The 22,888-nt window shown below is 73.8% G+C and carries 14 protein-coding genes; 7 read left to right on the top strand and 7 right to left on the bottom strand.

Translation table 11 applies throughout. The annotated features are described in order from the left end of the window. Positions 1 to 17 precede the first annotated feature (17 nt). Positions 18 to 1,175, top strand: a complete 1,158-nt coding sequence (locus ETAA1_RS26980) for a mandelate racemase/muconate lactonizing enzyme family protein (protein WP_145243740.1) — start codon at positions 18 to 20, stop codon at positions 1,173 to 1,175. 411 nt (positions 1,176 to 1,586) lie between these two features. Beyond that, a complete protein-coding gene (locus ETAA1_RS26975) occupies positions 1,587 to 2,870 on the top strand; it encodes an MFS transporter (protein ID WP_145243739.1) in 1,284 nt (427 codons plus the stop codon). Between the two features lie 25 nt (positions 2,871 to 2,895). Here the strand turns inward: ETAA1_RS26975 and ETAA1_RS26970 are convergent, their stop codons facing one another. The 3 genes from ETAA1_RS26970 to ETAA1_RS26960 all read right to left on the bottom strand — a co-directional run bounded on the left by ETAA1_RS26970 (position 2,896) and on the right by ETAA1_RS26960 (position 7,347). Next, positions 2,896 to 4,194: a DUF1501 domain-containing protein gene (locus tag ETAA1_RS26970; RefSeq protein ID WP_145243738.1), complete on the bottom strand. Its 1,299-nt coding sequence runs from the start codon at positions 4,192 to 4,194 to the stop codon at positions 2,896 to 2,898. 21 nt (positions 4,195 to 4,215) lie between these two features. Continuing rightward, positions 4,216 to 5,616, bottom strand: coding sequence for a DUF1501 domain-containing protein (locus tag ETAA1_RS26965; protein ID WP_145243737.1), 1,401 nt, complete (start codon positions 5,614 to 5,616; stop codon positions 4,216 to 4,218). Between the two features lie 195 nt (positions 5,617 to 5,811). Further along, the gene (locus ETAA1_RS26960) at positions 5,812 to 7,347 is read right to left on the bottom strand and encodes a hypothetical protein (RefSeq protein WP_202920435.1); all 1,536 of its coding nucleotides are present in this window, start codon (positions 7,345 to 7,347) and stop codon (positions 5,812 to 5,814) included. Between the two features lie 456 nt (positions 7,348 to 7,803). Here ETAA1_RS26960 and ETAA1_RS26955 point away from each other — a divergent pair, with 456 nt between their 5' ends. Next, the gene (locus ETAA1_RS26955; RefSeq protein ID WP_145243736.1) at positions 7,804 to 10,491 is read left to right on the top strand and encodes an Ig-like domain-containing protein; all 2,688 of its coding nucleotides are present in this window, start codon (positions 7,804 to 7,806) and stop codon (positions 10,489 to 10,491) included. Between the two features lie 108 nt (positions 10,492 to 10,599). Here the strand turns inward: ETAA1_RS26955 and ETAA1_RS26950 are convergent, their stop codons facing one another. The 3 genes from ETAA1_RS26950 to ETAA1_RS26940 all read right to left on the bottom strand — a co-directional run bounded on the left by ETAA1_RS26950 (position 10,600) and on the right by ETAA1_RS26940 (position 16,630). Next, positions 10,600 to 11,859 carry a DUF1501 domain-containing protein gene (locus tag ETAA1_RS26950; protein ID WP_145243735.1) on the bottom strand — a complete coding sequence of 420 codons (1,260 nt, stop codon included), beginning with the start codon at positions 11,857 to 11,859 and terminating at the stop codon, positions 10,600 to 10,602. An 11-nt stretch (positions 11,860 to 11,870) separates the two neighbouring features. Continuing rightward, positions 11,871 to 15,548 (bottom strand): DUF1553 domain-containing protein, encoded by a 3,678-nt coding sequence (locus ETAA1_RS26945; RefSeq protein WP_145243734.1) that lies wholly within the window; start codon positions 15,546 to 15,548, stop codon positions 11,871 to 11,873. 77 nt (positions 15,549 to 15,625) lie between these two features. Next, a complete protein-coding gene (locus ETAA1_RS26940) occupies positions 15,626 to 16,630 on the bottom strand; it encodes an alpha/beta hydrolase (protein WP_145243733.1) in 1,005 nt (334 codons plus the stop codon). 141 nt (positions 16,631 to 16,771) lie between these two features. On the opposite strand from ETAA1_RS26940, the gene ETAA1_RS26935 reads away from it, so the two are divergent. The 3 genes from ETAA1_RS26935 (at position 16,772) to queA (ending at position 18,862) form a co-directional block, all read left to right on the top strand. Then, positions 16,772 to 17,098, top strand: coding sequence for a hypothetical protein (locus tag ETAA1_RS26935; RefSeq protein ID WP_145243732.1), 327 nt, complete (start codon positions 16,772 to 16,774; stop codon positions 17,096 to 17,098). A 58-nt stretch (positions 17,099 to 17,156) separates the two neighbouring features. Next, positions 17,157 to 17,738, top strand: coding sequence for a hypothetical protein (locus ETAA1_RS26930; protein WP_145243731.1), 582 nt, complete (start codon positions 17,157 to 17,159; stop codon positions 17,736 to 17,738). A gap of 101 nt (positions 17,739 to 17,839) precedes the next feature. Next, a complete protein-coding gene (gene queA / locus ETAA1_RS26925) occupies positions 17,840 to 18,862 on the top strand; it encodes a tRNA preQ1(34) S-adenosylmethionine ribosyltransferase-isomerase QueA (RefSeq protein WP_145243730.1) in 1,023 nt (340 codons plus the stop codon). Between the two features lie 117 nt (positions 18,863 to 18,979). Here the strand turns inward: queA and ETAA1_RS26920 are convergent, their stop codons facing one another. Next, the gene (locus ETAA1_RS26920) at positions 18,980 to 19,867 is read right to left on the bottom strand and encodes a beta-propeller domain-containing protein (protein ID WP_145243729.1); all 888 of its coding nucleotides are present in this window, start codon (positions 19,865 to 19,867) and stop codon (positions 18,980 to 18,982) included. A gap of 174 nt (positions 19,868 to 20,041) precedes the next feature. Here ETAA1_RS26920 and ETAA1_RS26915 point away from each other — a divergent pair, with 174 nt between their 5' ends. Continuing rightward, the gene (locus tag ETAA1_RS26915; RefSeq protein WP_145243728.1) at positions 20,042 to 22,726 is read left to right on the top strand and encodes a M14 family metallopeptidase; all 2,685 of its coding nucleotides are present in this window, start codon (positions 20,042 to 20,044) and stop codon (positions 22,724 to 22,726) included. The last annotated feature ends 162 nt before the right edge of the window (positions 22,727 to 22,888 follow it).

Raw genomic sequence — 22,888 nt, 5'->3', positions numbered from 1 at the left:
GTCACCGGAAACCCGCCATGAAGGTCACGCGGCTGGACGTGTTCGTCATCGGCGACGGGCCGGACATCGACCCGGACAAGGGCGGCGTCGAGCCGCTGGCGTGCGTCCGCGTCCACACCGACGGCGGGCTGAGCGGCCTGTCCGAAGTGTTCCGCGTGCCGCCGGGCGTGGTGCGGGCGACGGTCGGCGGGCCGGACACGCACTTCGGTCGACTGCTGATCGGCCAGCAAGTCACGCACCCCGAGCGCCTGTGGCAGCGGATGTGGGACGCGGTCATGCACACGAACCGCCGCGGGTGGCAGGTCATCATCCTCGGCGCGCTCGACGTGGCGCTGTGGGACGTGTACGGCCAGATGCTCGGCCGGCCGGTGTGGGAACTACTCGGCGGCGTGCAGCGCGGGCCTTTCCAGACGCCGACCGGCGCCGACCTCGCCGTCACGCCGTACTGCACGCTCGTGTCCGACGTGTGGGGCGGCGAGCCGATGTTCGCCCAACAGGTCGGCCGTGCGGAGCAGCTGGCGGCGCTCGGCTACCGGGCGTTCAAGGTCGAGCCGATGATGTCGTCGCCGGCCGACGTGGTCGAACTCGCCCGCCGCTTCCGCCGGGCGCTCGGCAGCAAGCCGACGCTCATGGTCGATGTCGGCTACCTGTTCCACGACGTGCCGACCGCCGCGCGGGTGTGCCGCGAGCTGGAAGCGTTCGACGTGTTCTTCTTCGAGACGCCGTTCCCCGTGGACTCGCCGGCGCCCTACGCCGAGCTCGCGGCGCGGACCTCCATCCCGCTGGCGATGGGCGAGCACGGCGTGACGCGGTGGGAGTTCCTCGACATGATGGACCGCGGCCGCGTGTCCGTGGTGCAGCCGTACATGACGACCTGCGGCGGGCTGACGGAGGCGAAGCGGGTCGTGGAACTGGCCCGCGCCCGCGGCGCGCTCGTGTGCCCGGGGAACTGGTCCACGCAAATCCTCGGCGCTGCCACGGTCCACCTCGCGGCGTACTCGCCGGTCACGCCGTTCGTCGAGTTCGCGCCCGCCGAGGTGTACGCGTCGCCGCTCCGCCGCGAACTCCAGGCCGCGGGGTTTCCGGTGAATAACGGCACGATCGCGCTCCCCGACCGCCCCGGGATCGGCTACGATCTGCCGGCCGAGATCGCCTCGCGCTTCGCGACGCCGTGACCGGCATCACCGGGTTGGGGGCTCAGTCCGCAAGTTGTCCGGGTTGGGTGCGTGGTCCCGGGGTTTCATCGGAGGCGGTTCGCCCCCTCACCCCGCGTGCTTCGCCGCGACCCTCTCCCCCGAGGGGAGAGGGTGAGAGCGCCCGACCCCCCATCGCGGATGGGCATCGACCCGCGGAGGTAGAGGCGTGTTTCGCAGCCGCGGCGCGTGGTTACCCGCCCGCGATGAGGACCGGTGAGGCCCACCCTCTCCCCTCGGGGGAGAGGGTCGCGGCGAAGCACGCGGGGTGAGGGGGCGAACCACCTCCGGGGAAGACCGGGGGCCGGCTTCGCAACCCTAATCAGCTGTAGGTCCGTAGATCGGACTGGCGAGTCCAATCGATTTCGACACGATTCCCCACCGGGTGCGCCCATGTTCGAACGGCCGACGCGCGTCCGCTGGCTGGTGGTGGCGTTGCTCGCGGGGCTCGCCTTCCTCGCGCACTTCAACCGGGTCAGCATCTCGGTCGCGGCCAAGGCGCACTTCATCGGGCCGGGCCTGCTCACGGCCGCGCAGATGGGGCTGGTGTACTCGGCGTTCCTGTTCGTCTACACGCTCGGGATGCTCCCCGGCGGCTACCTCCTCGACCGCGCCGGCCCGCGCCGGGCGATGACCGTGATGGCCGTGGGGCTCGGCTCCTGGGCCGCGCTGACCGGCGTGCTCGGCTGGTCCGGCCTGGGCGTCGCCGCGATGTTCGTGCCGCTGCTGCTCATCCGCGGGCTGGCCGGGGCGACGAGCGTGCCGCTCCACCCCGGGGCGGCGCGGGCGGTGTCGCTGTGGGTGCCGCCCGGCGAGCGCTCGACCGCGAACGGCACCGTCACCGCGGGCGCCCTCGTCGGCATCGCGCTGACGTACCCCGTGTTCGGCTGGCTGATGGACGTGGTCGGCTGGCCGGCGGCGTTCGTCGTCAGCGGCGCGGCGCTGGCGCTGCTCGGCGTCGGCTGGTACGCCCTCGCCGCCGACAGCCCGGCGGAACACCCCGGGACGAACGCCGCGGAGCGCGAGCTGGTGGCCGCGGGCGGCGCCCCGCCGCCGCGCGCCGCGGCGACGCTCGCGGACGTCGCCGACTTGCTCCGCAACCGGAGCCTGGTGCTGCTCACGCTCAGCTACGGGGCGCTCGGCTACATGCAGTACCTGTTCTTCTACTGGATCGAGTTCTACTTCGGCAGCGAGCTGAAGCTCCCGGAGTCGGAGAGCCGGCGGGCGGCGTTCGTGGTGATGATGGCGTCGGCGGTGGGGATGGCGCTGGGCGGCTGGGTGGCGGACCGGCTCGGCCGCGCCCTCGGGCCGCGCGCCGGCAACCGGGTCGTGGCCGTCACCGGCATGAGCCTCAGCGCCGCGTTCAGCCTGTGCGGCGTCGCCGCGACCAACCCGGACGCGGTGGTGGCGTGGTTCGCGCTCGGGCTCGGGGCGCTCGGGCTGTGTGAGGGGGTGTTCTGGACCACGGCCCCGGCGCTGGCGCCGCGAAACGGCGGGCTGGCGTGCGCCCTGGTGAACACCGGCGGGAACGGCGTCGGCCTGCTCGCCCCGGTCGTCACCCCGGTGATTGGTGAGGCCGTCGGGTGGACGACCGCGGTCGGGGTGGCGTGCGGGGTGTGCTTCGTCGGGGGGCTGCTGTGGTTCGCCGTTTCCGACGGCGGCCGCGGGCGGGCGTGAACCAGCGGCTCCTGGCGGACCGGGCCTACACGAGCCCGGGGATGGGGCGGCCGTTCTCGACTACCACCGGCGTCGGCCGGCCCTGCGGGTCGTCCCAGTGGGCGTCGGGGTCGATGCCCAGGTGGCGGAACACCGTCGCCGCCAGGTCCGCCGGGCCGACCCGGCCGTCGGTGATGCCGTACCCCTTGGCGTCGGTCCGGCCGATCACCTGCCCGCACGGCAGCCCGCCGCCGGCGACCAGCAGCGACATGCAGTTCGTCCAGTGGTCACGGCCGGCGTTCGCGTTGATCACCGGGCCGCGGCCGAACTCGCCCATCATCAGCACCAGCGTCGTGTCGAGCAGCCCGCGGGCTGCCAGGTCGGTCACCAGCGTGTGAACGACGCGGTCGATCCGCGGCAGCAGCGGCCGCAGCCCGCGCTCGATGCCGCCCCAGCGCACGTCGTCGCCGTGGTGGTCGAAGTAGCCCCACGCCCCGCTGACGAGCGCGAACGTGGTGCCGGCCTCGACCAGCCGGCGGGCCAGCAGCGCCTTCTCGCCGATGCTGTCGCGGCCGTAGGCGTCGCGGAGGCGGGCCGACTCCTCCTCCACCCGGAACGCCCGCTGCGCCTTCCCGGACACGATCATGTCGAGCGCCCGCCGCCCCTGCACGTCGAGCCGGCCGGCGTCGGGCGAGTCGAGGTCGCGGCCGGCGGCGGCGAGCCGGCGGCGGAGGTCGTCGCGGTCGCGGAGGTGGGGGACGGTCACGCCCTGCGGCAACCGGATCCGCCCGGCGAGGTCGGTCCCCTGCACCGGCTCGTAGGCGGCGCCGAGCGCCCCGGCGCCCCACACGTCGGCCTTCCAGCTGTCGGCCAGGCCGACGAACGCCGGCAGCGCCGGGTCGTTCGGCCCGCGGAACTTCGCCGCCACCGACCCCATCGACGGGTAGCCGCCGCCGTCCTTGCCGTCGTTGGTGCGGCGGGCCAGCGGGTTGCCGGCCTGCATGGTGATCGGCGTGTGGTCGCTGGCCTTGCAGTCTACCGACCGCACCAGCGTGAGCCGGTCCATGATCGACGCCTGGAGCGGCAGGTGCTCGCTCACGCGGACGCCCGGCACGCGCGTCGGGATCGAGCCGAACGGCCCGCGCACCTCGGCGGGGGCGTCGGGCTTCGGGTCCCACGAGTCGATGTGGCTGAGCCCGCCGGAGAGCCAGAACAGGATGACCGACGTGGGCCGCCGCGGCGCGGCGGTGGCGGTCGCGCCGAGGGCGCCGAGCCCGGCGAGCCCGGTGCGCAGGAACCAGCGCCGCGAGCCGACCTGAACGGTTCCCGAAGGGGCGTGGGGCATCGTCGCGTCCTCCCGGGCGGGTCAGAACAGTTCGGTGAGCGGGCGGCCGTCGTCCATCAGGCCGAACGGCCGGCCCTCGCGGTCGGTGGCGGACAGGTCGTCGATCCCCATCGCGTGGAACACGGTCCGGGCGATGTGCTCGGGGGCGACCGGGTTCTGGTCCGGGTACTCGGCGCGCTTGTCGGTCGTGCCGAACACCTGGCCGCCGCGGACGCCGCCGCCGGCGAGCAGTACCGACTGGCACGCCGGCCAGTGGTCGCGGCCGGCGCCGGCCACGCCGCCGGAGCGGCGGTCGCCGATCTTCGGCATCCGCCCCATCTCGCTCGTCACGAGTACCAGCGTGGAGGCGAGCATGCCGCGCTGGTGGAGGTCGTCGAGCAGCGCGGCGAACGGCCGGTCGAACTCGGGGAGGAGGCGGTCCTTCAGGCAGTTGAAGTTGTTCCCGTGCGTGTCCCACCCGCCGCCGCTCTTGCACAGCGTGTCGAGCTCCTTGTCGCCCTTCCAGAACACGCTCACGAACGGCACCCCGGCCTCGACCAGCCGGCGGGCCAGCAGCATCGACGCGGCGTTGATGCCGCGGCCGTACTTCTCGCGCACCCGCTCCGGCTCGGCCCGCAGGTCGAACGCCGCCTTCGTCTGCCGCGACGACAGCAGCGTGAACGCCTTCCGCTGGTACGTCGTGTAGTCGCGGTTGGCGGCCGAGTCGTCGGCGAACCGGTGGGCGGCGTCGATCGCGCCGAGCAGGGAGCGGCGGTCGCCGAGGCGCTCGGCGGTCAGGTCGCCGCCGAGGCTGAGGGCCGGCACGGCGAAGTCGAGCGGCCGCTCGCGGGTGCCGTCCACGAACACCGGGTCGTACTCGACGCCGAGCCGCGCCGCGAACTGCCCCGGCCGGGTGTACTCGGGGGCGCCCTCCTTGTGCGGCAGCGTGATCGCGTTCGGCAGGTGCGGGTGCGGCGGCCGCTTGAGCGCGACCACCGAGGCCATCGACGGCCAGTCGGTGGGGTACGGCGTGCGGGCGTTGAGGAGCTGGTGGAACGTGCGGTCCGGGGCGTGGCCGGTGAGGTTGTAGTAGTACCCGGCGTGATGGTCGCCGGTGCCGCGGCGGTGGTCGCCGAGCGACCGCACGACGGCGAGGTGGTGCGCCTGCTTCCCGAGGTGCGGCAGGTGCTCGCACAGGCGCACGCCGGGGGCGGACGTGTCCACCGGGCGGAAGGTGCCGCGGTACTCCTCCGGGGCGTCCGGCTTCATGTCCCAGGTGTCGATGTGCGACGCGCCGCCGCTGAGCCAGATCATGATCGCCGAGCGGGCCGTCGGCCGCGCCGCCGCGGGGGCGGCGAGGACGCGGGTGGCGAGGTCGCACCCGAAGTAGCTCATGCCGCCGGCGACGAGGGCGGCACGCCGGGTGGGGTGGGGAAGGGCCATACGCGCTGGCGAGTGGGGCAGGCGGGAGTCTGACCGGTACCATGTTCCCGCGCCGGGCGGTCGCAGTCCAGCGAGAACTCCCGCCGTGTGGCCTGCGGAATCCAGTCCGCCGTTAGGCCGGGGCGCGAGCCCCGTCCGGCGTCCGAACCCCGACGGGGCTTGCGCCCCGGCCTAACGGCTCGCGGACCGGATGGCTTAAAGGTGCTTGAGCAGCGCCGCAACCCGGGCGTGGAAGAGGTCCTCCCACTCGGGGGCGACGAGGCAGTCGCTGTCCTCCTGCGCCCCGCCCGCGTTCCGCAGCTGGGCCGCCGTCGGCGTGTAGTAGATGTACCCGTTCGTGTAGCCGGACACGAACGTCGTCTTGTGCGGCGACGCCTTCTGCACGGCCAGCCCGACCTCGACCGTCAGCTCGCCGGGGAACGTGACCAGCACGAAGTCGCCGACCCGCAGGCCCGCCACCTCGACCTCCAGCGGCCGGCGGCCGGCGGCGAGGTTCCGCTCCTGGTGCCGCCGCAGCAGGGCCAGGTTCGTCGTCACCCGCGTCAGCTTCTCCGTGGTCAACACGTTGTCGAGGTACGCCTGCAGGTTGCGGCGGTTCTCGGCGTCGAGGGCCAGCAGGTCGGTGCGGCCCTGGGCCTTCTCCGTCAGGTACAGGTGCGACGGGTACGCCGGGAACTCGCGGGCCAGGTTGTACTTCGTCGCCAGCTCCAGGAACGTCCGCAGGTTCAGGCTCGTCCCCTTCAGCGACCCGACCAGCCGGGCTTGCTCGGCGACCAGGGCGTCGATCCGCTCGGCGTGGTCGGCCCGGGGGAGCGCGAGCGTCTCGTTCCGCACCGCGAGCGGCCCGGCGGCGTCGCACTTGACCGCCCGCACGGCCCGCAGCGTGCTGAGCCCGAGCAGGTTCCCGAGCGGCTCGGCGCTGCGCGGCTGGTGCACGTCCTTGTAGCGGACCGGGTTGATGTCGCCGCCGCAGCCCTGCACGAACAGCGCGACGGCGCCGGGCAAATTCTCCTCGATCACCCGCGAGGCAAAGCCGGTGATGTCGGCGGTGTTCGCGCCGCCCGGCACGCCCTGGATCGGGTGGCAGGCGAAGTGGTAGACGACGGCGAGCGGCCGGCCGTCGAGCCGGTCGAGGCGGAGCACGCCGATCCGCGGGTCGATCGGGCCGACGCCCACGACCTCGTCGTCGGGCGGGAGCGAGTAGGCGTGGCGGACGTCGGCCTCCCGGCCGCTCTTGAGGCGGAGCCGGCGGTTCTCCGAGACGCGCGTCTCGCTGCCGACGCCGACGCCGGCCCGCACGGGGACGAGGCCCGCGACCGCCGCCGTCACGGCCTCCACCGTCTTCTCGTCCACGTCGGGGCCGACGACGCCGTGGCAGTGGCTCGCGTTGACGATCACGCTGCCGGGGGCGATGCCGAGTTCCTTTTCGAGCCGGGCGCGGACCTTGGCGAGGTAGTCGTTGGGGACGTGGCCGATCTCGCCGACCGCGACGGCGTCGAGGGTGACGAGCACGGCCGTCGTCGCGCCGCGCTTCAGGACGAGCGCCTTGACGTACAGCGGGTCGCTGACCGGGAGCGCCGTCTTGCTGGTGATCTCGACCTTGGCGACACCGGCGCGCAGTTGCTCGCCGCCCGCCGGCCCCTTGGGCGGTTCCTGTGCCGCGGGCGCGGCCGGCCGGCCGGAGCCCCCGAGACCGATCGTCAATCCGAGGGCGAGACAGAAGCGGAACATGACGGGCACCTCGCGGGCGGGTGGGTAACCTGGGGCGAATACGGCGGGCCGGTCGGGTGCGGGGCGAGTCTCGGCAGCCGGGGGATCGTACCACGAGCCGGCCCGGCGAGCCTGCTGCAATCCGGGTTTGAACCGGAGGTCTGCCGTGGCCCGGGGGGTGGCAGCCGGCCGCGCCGGTGGGGCTCGTCGACGGCCCGTGCCGCCCCGCGACCTTGAGCTCCTTCGTCGCCTGTATCCGTTCGGCAACGGCGCGATCGTTCGGGCGTTGAACGGGGCGAAAAAGTTCCTCACCTGCCTCAAGAACCCCGTTCCGACGAGTGATTCCGCAGATTGTCTGCCGCGTGCGTTTGCATCTTCGTGTCCGGAAACTAGCGTTTCCCGACGCCAGACGGGTGCCGCGACACCCCACCGGCGTACCCGCCACCCCCGCCCCGCCCCGCCCTCCGGGATACGACCATGGGCCTTCGCTCCTGGCTCCGCCGCGCCGCCGACCCGACCACCCGGGTCGCCCCCCGCCACTCGTTCCGTCCGGTTCTCGACCCGCTCGAGGCCCGCGACGTGCCGGCCGTCGTCGGGTACTACGACATGGCACACTTCCAGGGTATCGACTCCCAGGTCGCGTCGATCACGGCCGCCGGGCACACCGCGGTGCGGCTGTACGACCTCACCCCGGCCGACCTCGCCGGGCTCGACGTGCTGGTCGTCCAGAACCTCTTCACCGGCGCCTACGGGTTCGAGTACCTCTCCCGGCTGGACGCGGTCCAGGCGGCCGTCGGCGCGGGCCTGTCGCTCGTCATCCACGACCGGTACGTCGACGGCGCCGAGTCCATCCTCCCCGGCGGGAGCGGGTTCAACGTCGTCCGCGACTTCTCCGACGCGAACAACATTCAGGTGCTGGACGACGGCACCCTGCTGACCCACGGCCCGGGCGGGGTGGTGACCGACGCCACCCTGGACAACGGCAGCTATTCGAGCCACGGGTACGCCACCGCGGCGAGCCTCCCCGCGGACGCCCGGAAGCTCCTCAGCACCGGGGACCCGAGCCACGTCGTCACCTTCTCCTACCGGTTCGGCGCGGGGAACGTGGTGTACTCGTCGATCCCGCTCGACTACTACCTCGGCCAGCCCGGCAGCCCGTTCGCCCAGGTGTACGCGCCGAACGTGGTGGCGTACGCGGCCGACCTCCTCAACCGCCCCCCGGCCGCCAGCCCCGTCATGCTGTACACCGCCGAGGACGCGGCGCTCGGCGGCCGGCTCGCGGCGTCCGACCCCAACGGCGACACCCTGACCTACGCCGTCGCCACCGGCCCCCGCCACGGCACGGTCACCGTCACCGACCCGGCGACCGGCGAGTTCGTCTACACGCCGGCCCCGAATTACTTCGGCCTCGACGAATTCACGTTCGCCGCCACCGACGCCCGCGGCGGGACCGCGACGGGGACGGTGACGGTCGGCGTGACGCCCGTGAACGACGCGCCGGCGGCCGCCGCCGACGCGGTCGCCGCCGCCGAGGACACCGCACTCGTGGTCCGCGTTCTGGACAACGACACGGACGCGGACGGCGACAGCCTGACCGTCACGAGCTTCACCCAGGGCGCCAACGGGGTCGTGAGCGTCGGCGGCGGCGGGGTGCTCGTGTACACCCCGGCGACCGACTTCAACGGGACGGACACGTTCACCTACACCATCTCCGACGGCTACGGCGGCACCGCGACCGCCACGGTCACCGTGACCGTGGCCCCGGTCAACGACGCCCCGGTCGCCACGGCCGGCGAGCTCGCCCTGGCCGAGGACGGGTCGGTGTCGATCGACCTGCTGGCGAACGCATCGGACGAGGACGGCGACGCCCTGATCGTGACCGTCACCGACCCCGCCCACGGGACCGTCACCCTCCAGGGCGGCACGGCCACCTACACGCCCGACGCCGACTTCTACGGCACGGACGAGTTCACCTACACGGTCGACGACGGGAGCGGCGGCACGGCCTCGGCGACGGTGACCGTAACGGTCACGCCCATCAACGACCCACCGACGGCGGGCGCGGGAGCGGACGCGACCGCCGACGAGGGCGCCCTGGTCGCGTTCGCCGCAACGGCCACCGACCGCGACGGCGACACCCTCACCTACCAGTGGGACTTCGGCGACGGGTCCACGGGCACCGGGCCGGCCGCCACCCACGCCTACCTCGACGACGGCGTCTACACCGCCGTACTGAGGGTGACCGACGGCCGCGGCGGGGTGGCCACGGACACGCGGACCGTGACGGTGCGCAACGTCGCCCCCGTCGTCACCGCCGGGCCGGGTACGACGATCGACGAGGGCGGCACGTTCGCCGCGACGGGGACGTTCTCCGACCCGGGGCTGGACGCCGGGAGCGTCACGGTCGACTACGGCGACGGGTCCGGGGTACAGCCGCTGGTGCTCAACAGCGACGGGTCGTTCGCGCTCACCCACGCCTACGCCGACGACGGGGTGTACACGGTGACGGTCCGGGTGGACGACGGGGACGGGGGCGTTGGCACCGCCGCCGTGACCGTCACCGTCCGGAACGTGGCCCCGGTGGCGAACGCCGGCGCCGACCGCGCCGCGAACCGGGGCGACACCGTCGCCCTGACCGGGACGTTTACCGACCCCGGCCCGGCCGACACGCACACGCGGACCTGGGCCGTCCGCAACCCGGCGGGTCAGGTGGTCGCGAGCGGCTCCGGCGCCGCCGTCTCGTTCGTCCCGGCCGCCGGCGGCGTGTACCTGGCCAGCTTCACCGTGACCGACGACGACGGCGGCACCGCGACCGACACCGTCCAGGTGACGGTGGCCGGCAGCACGGCCCCGCTCACGGTGACCGGCCCGACGGAGAGCCAGCTGGGGCGGACGGTGACGTTCACCGCCGCCCTCGCCGTGTCGGGGCCGAGCCTGACCGCCTGGGTCGTCACCGACTCGCGCGGCCGAATCGTCGCCGCGACCGTCGGCGGGCACGTCTCCTTCCTCGTTTCGACGCCGGGCCAGTACACCGTGACCTGCCTGGCCGTCACCAGGAGCGGGCTCTACACCGCGACCGCACGGCTGACCGCGGCCGCGCCCCCGCAGCTGCCCGACCCCGAGCCCGTCAGCCGTCCGGGCCGGGGGCGCGGGCACAGGGGTTGAGCCGGGCGGAGGGGGCACGCCTTCCGCTCGAAACACGGCGACCCGGGCCGCGGTCGGCACCGCAGCCCGGGTCGTGTCGTTTTCCCGCCTCGCGTCAGCCGTGAGGGCTCAGGCGAAGAGTGCGCGGACCGGCCGGCCGCCGTCGGTGATCGGGACCGGGCGCGGGCCGTCGTACAGTTCCTTCGCCGGGTCGATGCCGAGCGCGGCGTGAACCGTCGCGTGGAAGTCCACCAGCGGCACCGGGTCGCTCACGACCCGCTTCGCCAGGTCGTCGGTCACCCCGTAGGCGCCGCGGTGGCGCAGCCCGCCGCCGGCCAGCACCATCGAGAACGCCGTCCCCTGGTGGCCGCGGCCGCCGCCGCCGTCGAACTCCGGCGGCCGGCCGAACTCGGTCGCCACCACCACCAGCGTCCGGTCGAGGAGCTTGCGGGATTCCAGATCCAGCACCAGCGCCGACAGCGCCGCGTCGAGCTCGCGCACGAGCAGGTGCTGGTTGTCGATGCCGTCGTTGTGCACGTCCCAGCCGGTGCCGTTGAGGAAGTTCAGGTTGTGCGACACCTCGACGAACCGCACCCCGGCCTCGACCAGCCGGCGGGCGACGAGGCAGCGCTGGCCGAACTCGCCGCCGAACCGCTCGCGGGTGGCCGACGCCTCGCGGGTCAGGTCGAAGTGGCGGAGGAAGCCGGGGCCGGCCAGCCGCAGCGCCTCGGCCTGCGCCGCCTCGTACCCGGCGGCCGCGGACCCGGCCGGGGCGGGGGCGCCGGCCGCTTCCAGCAGCCGGCGGCGGGCGGCGGCGCGGGCCTCGTCCACGTCCGCCGGGCGGGCGAACCCGGCCGGGCCGGCGGCGGTGTCGGTGAGGTACACGAACCCGGCCTTCGACCCGAGGAACCCCGGCCCGCGGCTGACGTTCGGGTAGCCGATCAGCACGTAGGGCGGCACCCCCGCCGCGGCCGCGCCGCGCTCGTGGGCCACGATCGAGCCGACCGACGGGTACACGACGTTCCCGCTGGTCACGCGGCCGGTGTGGACGAGGTTGGTGGCGAAGGCGTGCTCGTCCACGACGCTGTGGTTGACGGTGCGGACGGCCGTCAGCCGGTCGCTGATCGCGGCGACCCGCGGCAGGTGTTCGCAGAACCGCACGCCCGGGGTGGCGGTCGGGACCGAGTCGTACAGCGACCCGGCCTTCTTCGGCGTCCCCTTGTTCAGCCCCCTGGCCTTGGGGTCGAACGTGTCGATCTGCCCCATGCCGCCGCCGAGCCAGACGAAGATACACGCCTCGGCCTTCCCGCGCGGCGCGGGCGGGTCGGCGCTGGCGAGCTGCGGCGCGGCGAGGGCGGCGGACGCGGCCAGGAAGTCGCGGCGGTTCATACGCGGTCCGGTCAGGGGGTGAACACGAATTCGGACGAGTTCAGCACGGCCCACAGCACGTCCTCCATGCGGCCGCGCCACGCCGGGTCGAGCCGGGCGGTCGGCGGGTCGCCGCGGCGGGCGGCCTCCTCCTCGCGCTGCTTGACCAGGTTCGCCTCGGGGTTCAGGTGGTTCGACCACGACACGTACGGCACCGGCCGCCGCGCCTCCGCCACGACCGGCGCCGGCGGGCGCACCCGGACGTCGAACCCCGGACGAAGGTAATCGCTGTACGCCGCCCGTTCCTTCGCCGTGGGGCGGCGCGTGAGCACGCGCAGGTACAGTTCGTCGAGCAGCGCCTCGGGCGACTTCGCGTCGAGGGCCAGCGGCGTGATGCCGTGGTCGTCGCTCAGCCGGGTGAGCCACAGGCCGACCGGGCCGTTCTGGAGGATCGCCGGCTGGAGCACGTTCGGCGCCGCCTCGCGGGCGGTCAGCGCGTCCTGCCGCGAGCCGCGCCACCCGAACGCCTGGAGCACGTCGGCGACCAGCTGCACCCGCGGCAGCGACAGGCTCGGCCGGTCGCGCTCGTTCGACGTGGACGCCAGCATCCACGCCCGCCGGGGATTCCCCAGCGTGATCGACGCGTTCATCGCGCGGGCGCCGTCCACGTCCAGGCTCACTTCCTCGACGCGGAACGGCTTGCCGGTGGCGGCGAACAGCGAGTCCACGACCTGCTCGGCGGCGAGCCGGCGGCGGGCCGGGGCGGTGAACAACACGGGCGCTTCGGCCAGCGTCGGGTCGGCGGCGCGCTGGTAGGCGTGCGACGTGAGCACGAGCCGCGTCAGCCGCTTCAGGTCGTACCCGCCGCGGACGAACTCGCGGCCGAGCCAGCGGAGCAGCTCGGGGTGCGACGGCCGGCCGCGCTCCCAGTCGTCCACCGGCTCCACGACGCCGCGGCCCATGAGCCGCGCCCACACGCGGTTCGCCATCACCTGCGCGAACCGCTCGTTCTGCGGGGCCGTGACCAGCGCCGCGAGCCGGTCGCGGGAGTCGGCGGGGTTCTCGGCCAGCTTCGCGCCTACGTCTTCGGGGGCGAACGCGGCGAACGGCCAGCGCGGCTCGATGGTCGCGCCGGCGGCGAGGGTGACGCTGATGAGCGCCGGCCGGCCGCCGGGGTGGGCCTTGTCCAGCGTCACGACGCTCGTGGCCGGCACCTTCGCGGCCTTGCCGTCGAGCAGCGCCGCGAGCTGGAACAGCTCCCGCTGGGTGGACCGGTGCGCCGGCGCGTCGTGGCAGCGGGCGCACTTCATCTCCACGCCCAGGAACGCGGCCGCGACCACCGTCCCCTTCGTCGCCATCGGGGCGTCGTTCTGCGACGCGGTGCCGAACCCGGCCGGGCCGCCGAACCGCTCGCTGCCGCGCATCCGCAGCAGCTCGGTCACGAACAGGTCGGCCGGCTTGTTGTCGCGGAACGACTCGTACAGCCACCACCGGAACGGGCCGGTGTTGTTGAGCGTCGGGTTGATGATGTTCGGGTTCTCGGCCAGCACGTCCTGCCAGTAGCCCATCCAGTGGTCGGCCCAGCGCGGGTCGGCGAGGAGGCGGTCGATCACCCGCGTCCGCTTCTCGGGCGACGGGTCGGCGAGGAAGGCGCGGGCCTCGTCGGCACTCGGGACGACGCCGACCGTGTCGAGCGTGACGCGGCGGAGGAACGCCAGATCGTCGGCGAGCGGCGTGAGGGTGGTGTGGGCGGCGTCGAGGTCGGGCCAGCGGGCGCCCTGCGTCACCCACGCTTCGAGGACGCGGACCTCCTCCGGCGTCAGCCGCTTCCCCTTCGGCGGCATGGCGTCGTCGTCCGTGGACTTCACGCGCTGCACGAGTGGGCTGTCGGCGGCCTTGCCGGGCACGACCGCGGGGCCGTCGGTCTTGCCGCCTTCGAGCGCGGCCGCGCGGCCGTCGAGCCGCAAGCCGCCCTTGGCCTTGCCGCCGGCGTGACACCCGACGCAGTTCGCCTCCAGGATCGGCCGCACCTGCTTGAAGAAGTCGACGCCGCCGGCGGGGGTCACGGCCTGCCCCTTCACCTGCTCGACGCGGGCGGCGAGGAAGTGGTCGATCGGGTTGGACGCGGGGTAGCCCGCGGGGAGCGCCGGCACCGGCTCGTCCGGCGTCGCCGCGAGCCAGTCGCGCGCCGCGGCACGGCGCCGCTCCCAATACGGGGCGTGTTCGGCCCGCTTCGCGGCGCGGGCGGCGGCGTTCGTCGCGTCGAGCCGGGCCGCGCGCTCGGCCTCGTAGGCGGCCCAGCCGGCGTCGGTGTACGGCACCACGCGCTTGCCCGGCGAAAGGAGCTGCCACGACTCGCTGCCGGCGAGCGACACCGCGACCACCGTCTCGCCCAGCTCCGGCCGCCGCTTCGCGCTGCCGATGAAGTGCCCGACGATCGACTCCAGCACGACCAGGTGCTCGCCGCCCTTCGACTCGATGGTCGCCCACGTCTCGCCGTTGCCGGGCGGGGCGAAGCGGAAGTCGGGGCCGAGGTTCAGGTAGCTCTCGGGCGTGCGGACGGTGCCGTGGCCGTCGCCGGTGCCGGGCGGGAACGGCGTGGTGAGGACGAGCTTCTCGTCGAGGTACAGGCGCGACGCCCCGCGGCCGCGCAGCAGCAGGCGGTGCTTCCCCGGCGGCAGCTCGACCACCGCCGCGGCGCGGAGGAGGAACGGGTAGCCGCGGTCGGCGCGGACGCCGGTGTCCACGTACTTGTGCGGCACCTCGAAGAACCCGAAGGCGGGCTCGCGGTAGCTCTCGGCGGCCGGCGGCGGCGCGTCCGGCCAGGCGTTGCGGGCCGGCATCCCCTCCTCGCACAGCTGCACCAGCACCTCGCCCCGCGGCAGGTCGGCGCGCCGCACGGCCGGCGGCGGCGGCACGAACTGGTAGCGGTTCTTCAGCACGTCGGCGGGGAGGGCGGTCCGCCAGATCGTCACGTCGTCGAGCTGCCCGCGGAACGAGTTGCCGGCCCCGCCGCCGTTGCCGGTGCCGATGGTCAGGTCGTCGGCGTCGGCGACCGGGGCGCGCTTCGTGGCGCCGCCCATGTCCCACACGCCTGGGATCGCCAGGCCGTCGACGTACCCGCGGACGCTGCCGGGCTCGCCGAACGTGTAGGCGACGGCGACGTGGTGCCAGCCGCCGGGGGCGAATCCCTTCGTCGTCGTCCAGCGGTGCCACTCGGCCGGCTTGCCGTCGCCGGGGGCGCTGCTGAACAGGAACGACACGCGGGCCTCGCCCTTCTCGCCCTTCAGGCGCAGGGCGTAGTTCTGGTTCATCTCGGGGAAGCCGGGCCGGCGGGTGCGGCCCTTGCCGACGACGTAGGCGTAGCTGCCGTCCTTCAACTCGGCGACGCGGACCCAGGCTTCGAGGGTGACGGCGTCGCCGTTGCCGAACCGTAACCTGGCGCCGGGCAGGTCGGCCTCGCGGACGGTGACGGCCGGGTGGGCGGCCGTGAACGCCAGCGCCGTGTTGCCGGCGGCGAACGCCGGGTAGGCCGGCGGGCGCGGGCCGGGCTCGCGGTGCTTCGCGTCGGCCGGCGACAGGCCGGGTTCGGCCGCGCCGTCGAACCGCCACACGGCGACGGGCGCGTCGGCCGAGGCGGCGTCGTTCTGCGCCGCTGCGGGGAGCGGCACGGCGGCGAGGATGAGGAGCGCGACCGTCAGGCGAGGCATGCGCGGCCCGGAGAGCGAGTGAGGGCTTCAACCCCCGATTGTACCCCCGCGGCCGCCGCGCCGGAACGGAAATCGGCTCAGCGCGCGGCCTTCTTCGCGTACGCCTCCACGTCGGCGGCGGCCTTCGTCCGCACGCCCGGCTGCCCCAGGAAGCCGAGGTCGCGGAACCACTCGACGTACCGGTCGGGCCACGTGCCGAACGGGATGCCGCCGCGGGCGGTCAGCCCGCCGCCGTGGCCGCCGTTGCCGTACACGTGCATCTCCAGGTTCGGGACGCCGGCCTTCAGCATCGCCGAGAAGTAGTCGGTCGCCCACAGCGCGTGGACACGGTCGCCGGAGCCGGCCGTGGCGAGGAAGCTCGGCGGCACGTCGCGCGGGACGCGCGTCGCCGGGTCGCGGGTGAACGGCGTCGGCCCGGGGTAGATGATGCCGACGAAGTCGGGCCGCGCCGACACCTTCGCCAGCGGGTCGCCCGGGCCGCCGTTGGCGCGGGCGAAGTCGTCGTAGAAGAGCGCCGCCGGCGCGGCGAGCTCGGCCCCCGCGGAGAAGCCCATGATGCCGACGCGGGCCGGGTCCAGCTTCCACTCGGCCGCGCGCGACCGCACCAGCCGGACGGCCTGGAAGGCGTCGTTCACCGCGTCGGTCGTGGGCTCGTAGCCGTCCACCCGGAGGCGGTTCCGCAGCACGACCGTCGAGACCCCGTGCTTCCGGAAGAAGGCCACGAAGTCGGCCCCCTCCGGCCCGACCCACAGAATGTTGTGACCGCCGCCCGGGGCGACGATCACGACGGAGCCGGTGTTCCCCGGCGCGTCGCCGACGAGGTGCACCTCGACGGAGGGGTTGTGGACGTTGATGACGCTGCGGGTGGGGCCGGCCTTGTCCTTGAGCGTGGTGTTGTACCGCTCGGCCTCGTGGAGCCGGTCCTTCTTCAGCCGCGGCGAGTCGGCGGGGTACAGCGGCAGCACCACGCCGCCGGGCAGCACGGGCTGCGGGACGAACGGCTTCGCCGCGTCGGCGGGCTGGGCCGGGGCCGCGAGGGCCGACGCGAACAGCAGCAGCAGCGGGCCGGCGAGGCGCGTCATGGTCGGTCGCTCCGGGAGGGGTCGGGTCGTCGCCCGCGGGCATGATACGGCAGCGCCGTCCGGTTGGGCTTGCCCGCCTGCGCAGACCGGCTATCCTCCGCACCCACCCGGGGCGGCCCGTGGTTCGCGCGGAGGAGCGTCATGGTCCGGTGGGCGATCGGCGGGACGGCACTGTTGGCGGGGCTGGCGGCCCTCACCTGGATCGGCACCAAGCGGACCGGGCCGGAAATCGTCGTGAACGCGCCGGTCACGCCCGAACCCGCGCCGCCGGTTCCGCCGCGGCCCGCCGAACCGGCACTGGTCCGCGTCGTGGACGTGACCGACATCGACCCGCTGCTGGACCCGCCGAGCATCCCCGCGGCCGCGGGGGGCGCGGGGCCGGTCCTCACCGCCGTCGGCTACGAGGAGCCCGCCGCCCCCGCGCCGCCGGCCGGGCCGGTGCCGCCGATCCCGTCAGCAGTCGATTAGCCGGCGGGCCGTACAATTGCCTCCGGACCCCGCCCGCCGTCTCCGGAGCACAGCCCCCATGAAGCGGACTCTCGTCGTCGCCCTTCTCACCGCCGTCACCGGCGCCTGCACGTCGGCCGAGCCCGCCGCCCCCGCCGCCGGCGGTGAGGAACAGACCGGCGCCCCGGTCGAGTGGGTCGGCCTGAAGTCGGCCACGCCCGCCGGGTGGAAGCAGGTGCCGCCGTCGAACAAGATGCGGGCCGCGCAGCTCGTCGCCCCGAAGGTGGCCGGCGACGCCGACGACGCCGAGGTGGTGCTGTTCGAGCTCGGCGGTGGCGGCGGCATCGACGCCAACCTGAAGCGGCAGGTGGCCGTGTTCCAGCCCGCCGCCGGCAAGGACAAGGTGGACGAGAAGCAGGAGAAGACGAAGGTCGGGCCGAACGACGCGGTGCTGCAGGAGGTGAGCGGCACGTTCCTGAAGAAGGCCGGCGGCCCGTTCGACCCGAACGCCAAGACGACGCCGGTGGCCGGGTACAAGCAGGTGTACGTGGTGTTCGAGACGAAGGACGGAGTCACCGCCTCGGCGTGGCTCCGCGGCCCGGAGAAGACCGTCGAGAAGCACAAGCCGGCGTTCGTCGAGTGGGTGCGGAACTTCAAGTAAGGAGACTGAGGGACTTTGGGACCGTGGGACTCAGGGACCGAGGGACAAGCCTGGGTCTTCGGTCCCTCGGTCCCTGAGTCCCACGGTCCCAAAGTCCCCCCATGTTTTTTGACTACCCCCTCCCCGACCGGCTCGTCGCCCAGCACCCCGCGGAGCGGCGCGACGAGTCGCGCCTCCTCGTCGTCCGCCGCGCCACCGGCGCGCTGGAGCACCGCGTCTTCCGCGAGCTGCCGGAGTTGCTCTCCGCCGGCGACCTGCTCGCGCTCAACGACACGAAGGTGATCCCCGCCCGCGTCGTCGGCCGGCGCGAGGCCACCGGCGGCAAGTGGGAAGGCCTGTTCGTCCGCGAGGCGGCCGGCGGCCTGTGGGAGCTCCTGGCGCAGACCCGCGGCTACGCCCAGCCCGGCGAAACTTTCGCGCTCGACCCCGGCCCGCTGCGGCTGACGCTCCGCGGCCGCACGCCCGACCGGCACTGGCTCATGGAGCCCGACCGGCCCGGCACCCCCGCCGAACTGCTGGCCGTCTCCGGCCACGTGCCCCTGCCGCCGTACATCCGCAAGGGCCGCGCCGCCGACACCGACCGCACCCGCTACCAGACCGTGTTCGCCGCCGCCGACGGGTCCGTCGCCGCGCCGACGGCCGGGCTCCACTTCACCCCCGAGCTGCTGGCCCGGCTCGCGGCCGCCGGCGTGAGTGACACCCGGGTGACACTCCACGTCGGCCTCGGCACGTTCGCCCTGGTGAAGGCCGCCGACCCGACCCAGCACGCGATCCATTCCGAGTGGTGCGAGGTGACCGAAGGCGCGGCCGCGGCGGTGGCGGCGTGCAAGGCCCGCGGCGGCAGGGTGGTGGCGGTCGGCACGACGGCGACGCGGACGCTGGAGACGGCGGCGCAGGGCGGCACGGTGGCGCCGTACCGCGGCGAGACCGACCTGTTCATCCATGCGCCGTTCACCTTCCGGGCAGTGGACGCGCTGGTGACGAACTTCCACCTGCCGCGGACGACGCTGCTGCTGCTGGTGGGGGCGTTCGCCGGCGGCGAGTTGCTGCGGCGGGCGTACGCGGAGGCGGTGGCCCGCGAGTACCGCTTCTTCAGCTACGGCGACGCGATGCTGGTGCTGTAGCCGGCGGCTACCGGACCGGGAGTCGTTCCAGCCGGGCGCCGCGCAGCCAGCAGCCGAAGAGGAACACGGCGCAACGCACCACACCGGCGCAGCCCTGGTACTGTCGGCGGGCCGCGCTCAGCGGAGGGCGGTGGCGCCGGGGCGGCCGTCGGGGCCGAGAATCTGGAACGTGTGGATGCCGGACCGGCGGGCGTCGGTGTAGGTCCACACCACCTTCTTGTCGCGCGTCACCTCCACCAGCCGCACCTTCCCCGGGCCCGCGTGGTAACTGGTCACCACCGTGTTCCCGTTCGCCAGCCGCTCGACCCCGCAGCAGTCGTCCAGCGGGCGGCCCGGCAGGTCGTCGTTGGTGAGCCGCCACACCTCCTTGCCGGCGCGGTCGAACTCGACCACGAGGTTGCCGTGCGTGCAGCCGACCAGGGTGTTGCCGTCCGGCAGGCGGATGGCGGTGAACGGCATGTGCGGCGTCTTGGCCTCCCACACCACCTTCCCGGCCGCGTCGTACTCGCGGACCACCCGGTCGAGCAGCTGCGGCACGAGGTACGTGCCGCCGGCGAGCTTGCGGGTCATCCGCGACTGCATGTGGAGGTCGCCGGTCTGGGCCTGGAGCGGCACGTCGGCGACGACCTTGCCGTCCCGGGTGACTTCGAGGACGCGCGGCTTCGGCCCGGCCTCGGTGAGGAGCACGCGGCCGTCCTTCAGCGGCTGCACGGTGTTTACCTCGCTCTGGGAGCCCTTGAACTCGAACAGCACCTTGCCGGCGCGGTCCACCTCGACGACGGCGCCGCCGGGGTAGCTCTTGCTCTTGGAGAGGGCGAGGAGCACGTTGCCGTTCGGGAGCACCCAGCCGTCGCGCGACGAGTGCGGGTACGTCCAGCTCGCCTTGCCGGTGTCGTCGGCGATGAACGTCTCGGCGCCGGTGGCGAGGAACGTGTGGCGCGGCGGGTCGGCGGCCGTGGCGTGGGCCGCGACGGCGGCCAGCAGGACGGCGAGGGCGCGGGGCATGGTCGGTCTCGGGGGAGGGGGGCCGCGCGGCGCGCGGCCGGCGGGGGCGATTGTCGCCGGGTCGGGTCGCGCGGGCAAGCCCCGGGTGGCGGCGCGGCCGGCGGCCGCGCACAATGTCGGGACCGCCGCGACCTCCCCGCCGGCCCGCCGCACGCCCGCCCACGGGATCCCGCCATGCTCCGCACCCCGTCCGCCGTCGTCCTCGTCGCGCTGCTCGCCGGCACGGCCCCCGCCCAGGCGCCCGCCGTCACCACGCCCAAAGCCGCGTTCGGCTTCCACGTCGGCGACGACTATTGCCTCGCCAACTACGCCCAGCTCAAGACCTACTGGGAGAAGCTGGCCGCCGAGTCGGACCGCGTCAAGCTCGTGACCATCGGCACCACCGCGGAGGGCCGGCCGCAGCTCGCCGCGGTCGTCACCTCGCCCGCCAACCACCGCCGGCTCGCCGAGTTGAAGGCCACCGCGCGCCGGCTCGCTCTCGCCGACGGCATCGACGCGGCGGGCGCGAAGCAACTCGCCGCGCAGGGCAAGGCCGTCGTGTGGATCGACGGCGGCCTCCACGCCAGCGAGACGCTCTGCGCGCAGGTGCTCGTCGAAACGCTGTACCAGTTCGCCAGCGCCGCCGACGCCGAGACGCTCCGCATCCTCGACGACGTGGTCATCCTGTTCGTCCACGCCAACCCCGACGGGCACGACCTCGTCGCCGACCACTACATGAAGGAGAAGGAGCCGACGAAGCGGAGCCTGACCGGCCTGCCGCGGCTCTACCAGAAGTACGTCGGGCACGACAACAACCGCGACTTCTACGCCAACACCCAGGCCGAGACGAAGAACCTCAACCGGCTCATGTACCGCGAGTGGTTCCCGCAGATCGTCTACAACCACCACCAGTCCGGCCCGCCGGGAACGGTGCTGTTCTGCCCGCCGTTCCGCGACCCGTTCAACTACTTCTGCGACCCGCTCACGCTCAACGGCATCGACGCCGTCGGCGCCGCCATGATGCAGCGGTTCCTGGTGGAAGGAAAGCCCGGCGCCACCACCCGCTCCGGGGCGCCGTACTCGACGTGGTTCAACGGCGGCCTCCGCACCACCGCCGGGTTCCACAACATGATCGGCCTGCTGACGGAAACGGTCGGCAGCCCCACGCCGTCGGCCATCCCGCTGCTGAGCGCCAAGCAGCTGCCGAAGGGCGACTACCTGGCGCCGGTGCCGCCGCAGAAGTGGCGCTTCCGGCAGTCCGTCGATTACTCCGTGACCGCCAACAGGGCCGTGCTCGACTACGCCTCCCGGCACCGCGAGCAGCTGCTGTTCAACATCTGGAAGATGGGGAACACCGCGATCGAGCGCGGCGGCCGCGACAGCTGGACGGTCACGCCCAAGGTCGTCGAGGCGGCGCAGGCCGCGGGGAAGGGGAAGGGCGGCGCCGACTTCGACAAGTTGTTCCGCGACCCCGCCAAACGCGACCCGCGCGGCTACGTCCTCCCCGCCGACCAGCCCGACTTCCTGACGGCGACCAAGTTCGTGAACGCGCTGCTGGGCACCGGCGTGACGGTCCACCGCGCCACGGCCGACTTCACCGCCGGCGGCAAGAGTTACCCCAAAGGCAGCTACGTGGTGAAGACGGGGCAGGCGTTCCGTGCGCACGTCCTCGACATGTTCGAGCCGCAGGACCACCCGAACGACTTCGCCTACCCGGGCGGCCCGCCCGTCCGCCCCTACGACTCCGCCGGCTACACGCTGGCGTACCAGATGGCGGTGAAGTTCGACCGCCTGCTCGACGGCTTCGACGGCCCGTTCGAGGCGATCACCACCGAGACGGTGGCGCCGCCGCCGGGGCGCGTGCTCGGCGCCGACGGCGCGGTCGGGTTCGTGCTCGGCGTGGAGACGAACGACGCCTTCCGCGCCGTGAACCGCCTCCACAAGGCCGGCGAGGAGGTGCGCCGCGTTCAGACTGCGGGCGGCGGCCACGCGGCGGGGACGTTCTTCGTGCCGCGGAAGGACACGACCCCGGAGGTGGTGAAGACGATCGCCGCCGACCTGGGCGTGACGTTCCGCGGGGTGAAGGACGCGCCGGAGGCGGCGGCGTTGAAGCCGGCGCGGGTGGCGCTGTGGGACAAGTTCGGCGGGTCGATGCCGTCGGGCTGGACGCGCTGGCTGCTGGAGCAGTTCGAGTTCCCGCACCGCGTCGTGTTCACGGCCGAGCTCGACAAGGGCGACCTGCGCGAGCGGTACGACGTGCTCATCCTCGTGGACGGCGCGTATTCCGGCGACGCGGGCGGCAAGGGCGGCGACAACCCGGAGACGCCCGAGGCCAAGGGGCCGCGCGGGGCCGTCAGCAAGGCGACGACACTGCCGCAGATCAAGCGCTTCCTCGAGGCCGGCGGCACGGTGCTGACGATCGGCTCGTCCACGAAGCTGGGGGCGGAGCTCGGCGTGCCGGTGGCGAACTACCTGACCGAGGTGGACGACAAGAACGAGCCGAAGGCGCTGGCCTCGACGAAGTTCTACGTGCCGTCGTCGGTGCTGCGGGTGCAGGTGGACGACTCCAGCTCGCTGGCGTGGGGCCTGGGCGACCACGCGGACGTGATGTTCTCGAACAGCCCGACGTTCCGGCTGACCAACAACGCGGCCGAGGCGGGGGTGAAGCGGGTGGCGTGGTTCGACAGCGCGACGCCGCTGCGGAGCGGGTGGGCGTGGGGCCAGCAACACCTGGAGGGCGGGGCGGCGGTGGTGGACGCGAAGGTGGGCCGCGGGCGGCTGGCGCTGTACGGCCCGCAGGTGCTGTTCCGCGGCCAGCCGCACGGCACGTTCCGGCTGGTGTTCAACGGCATCGTGCAGTCGGTGGTGCCGCGGGAGTGAGGCGGGGTGTCGCGGCTCGAATCGGCCCCCGGGGCGGTACGACTCGCGGACGTGGTGGTTGGACTTCCCCGCAGGTGGTTCCCCCCTCACCCCGCGTGCTTCGCCGCGACCCTCTCCCCCGAGGGGAGAGGGTGGGCGTGGTTCGTCTCCTCGCACGGGCGG

The organism is Urbifossiella limnaea (assembly GCF_007747215.1).
Lineage (GTDB): Bacteria > Planctomycetota > Planctomycetia > Gemmatales > Gemmataceae > Urbifossiella > Urbifossiella limnaea.
The sequence above is the reverse complement of the archived record's forward strand: the minus strand, read 5'-3'. Positions and strand labels throughout refer to the sequence as shown.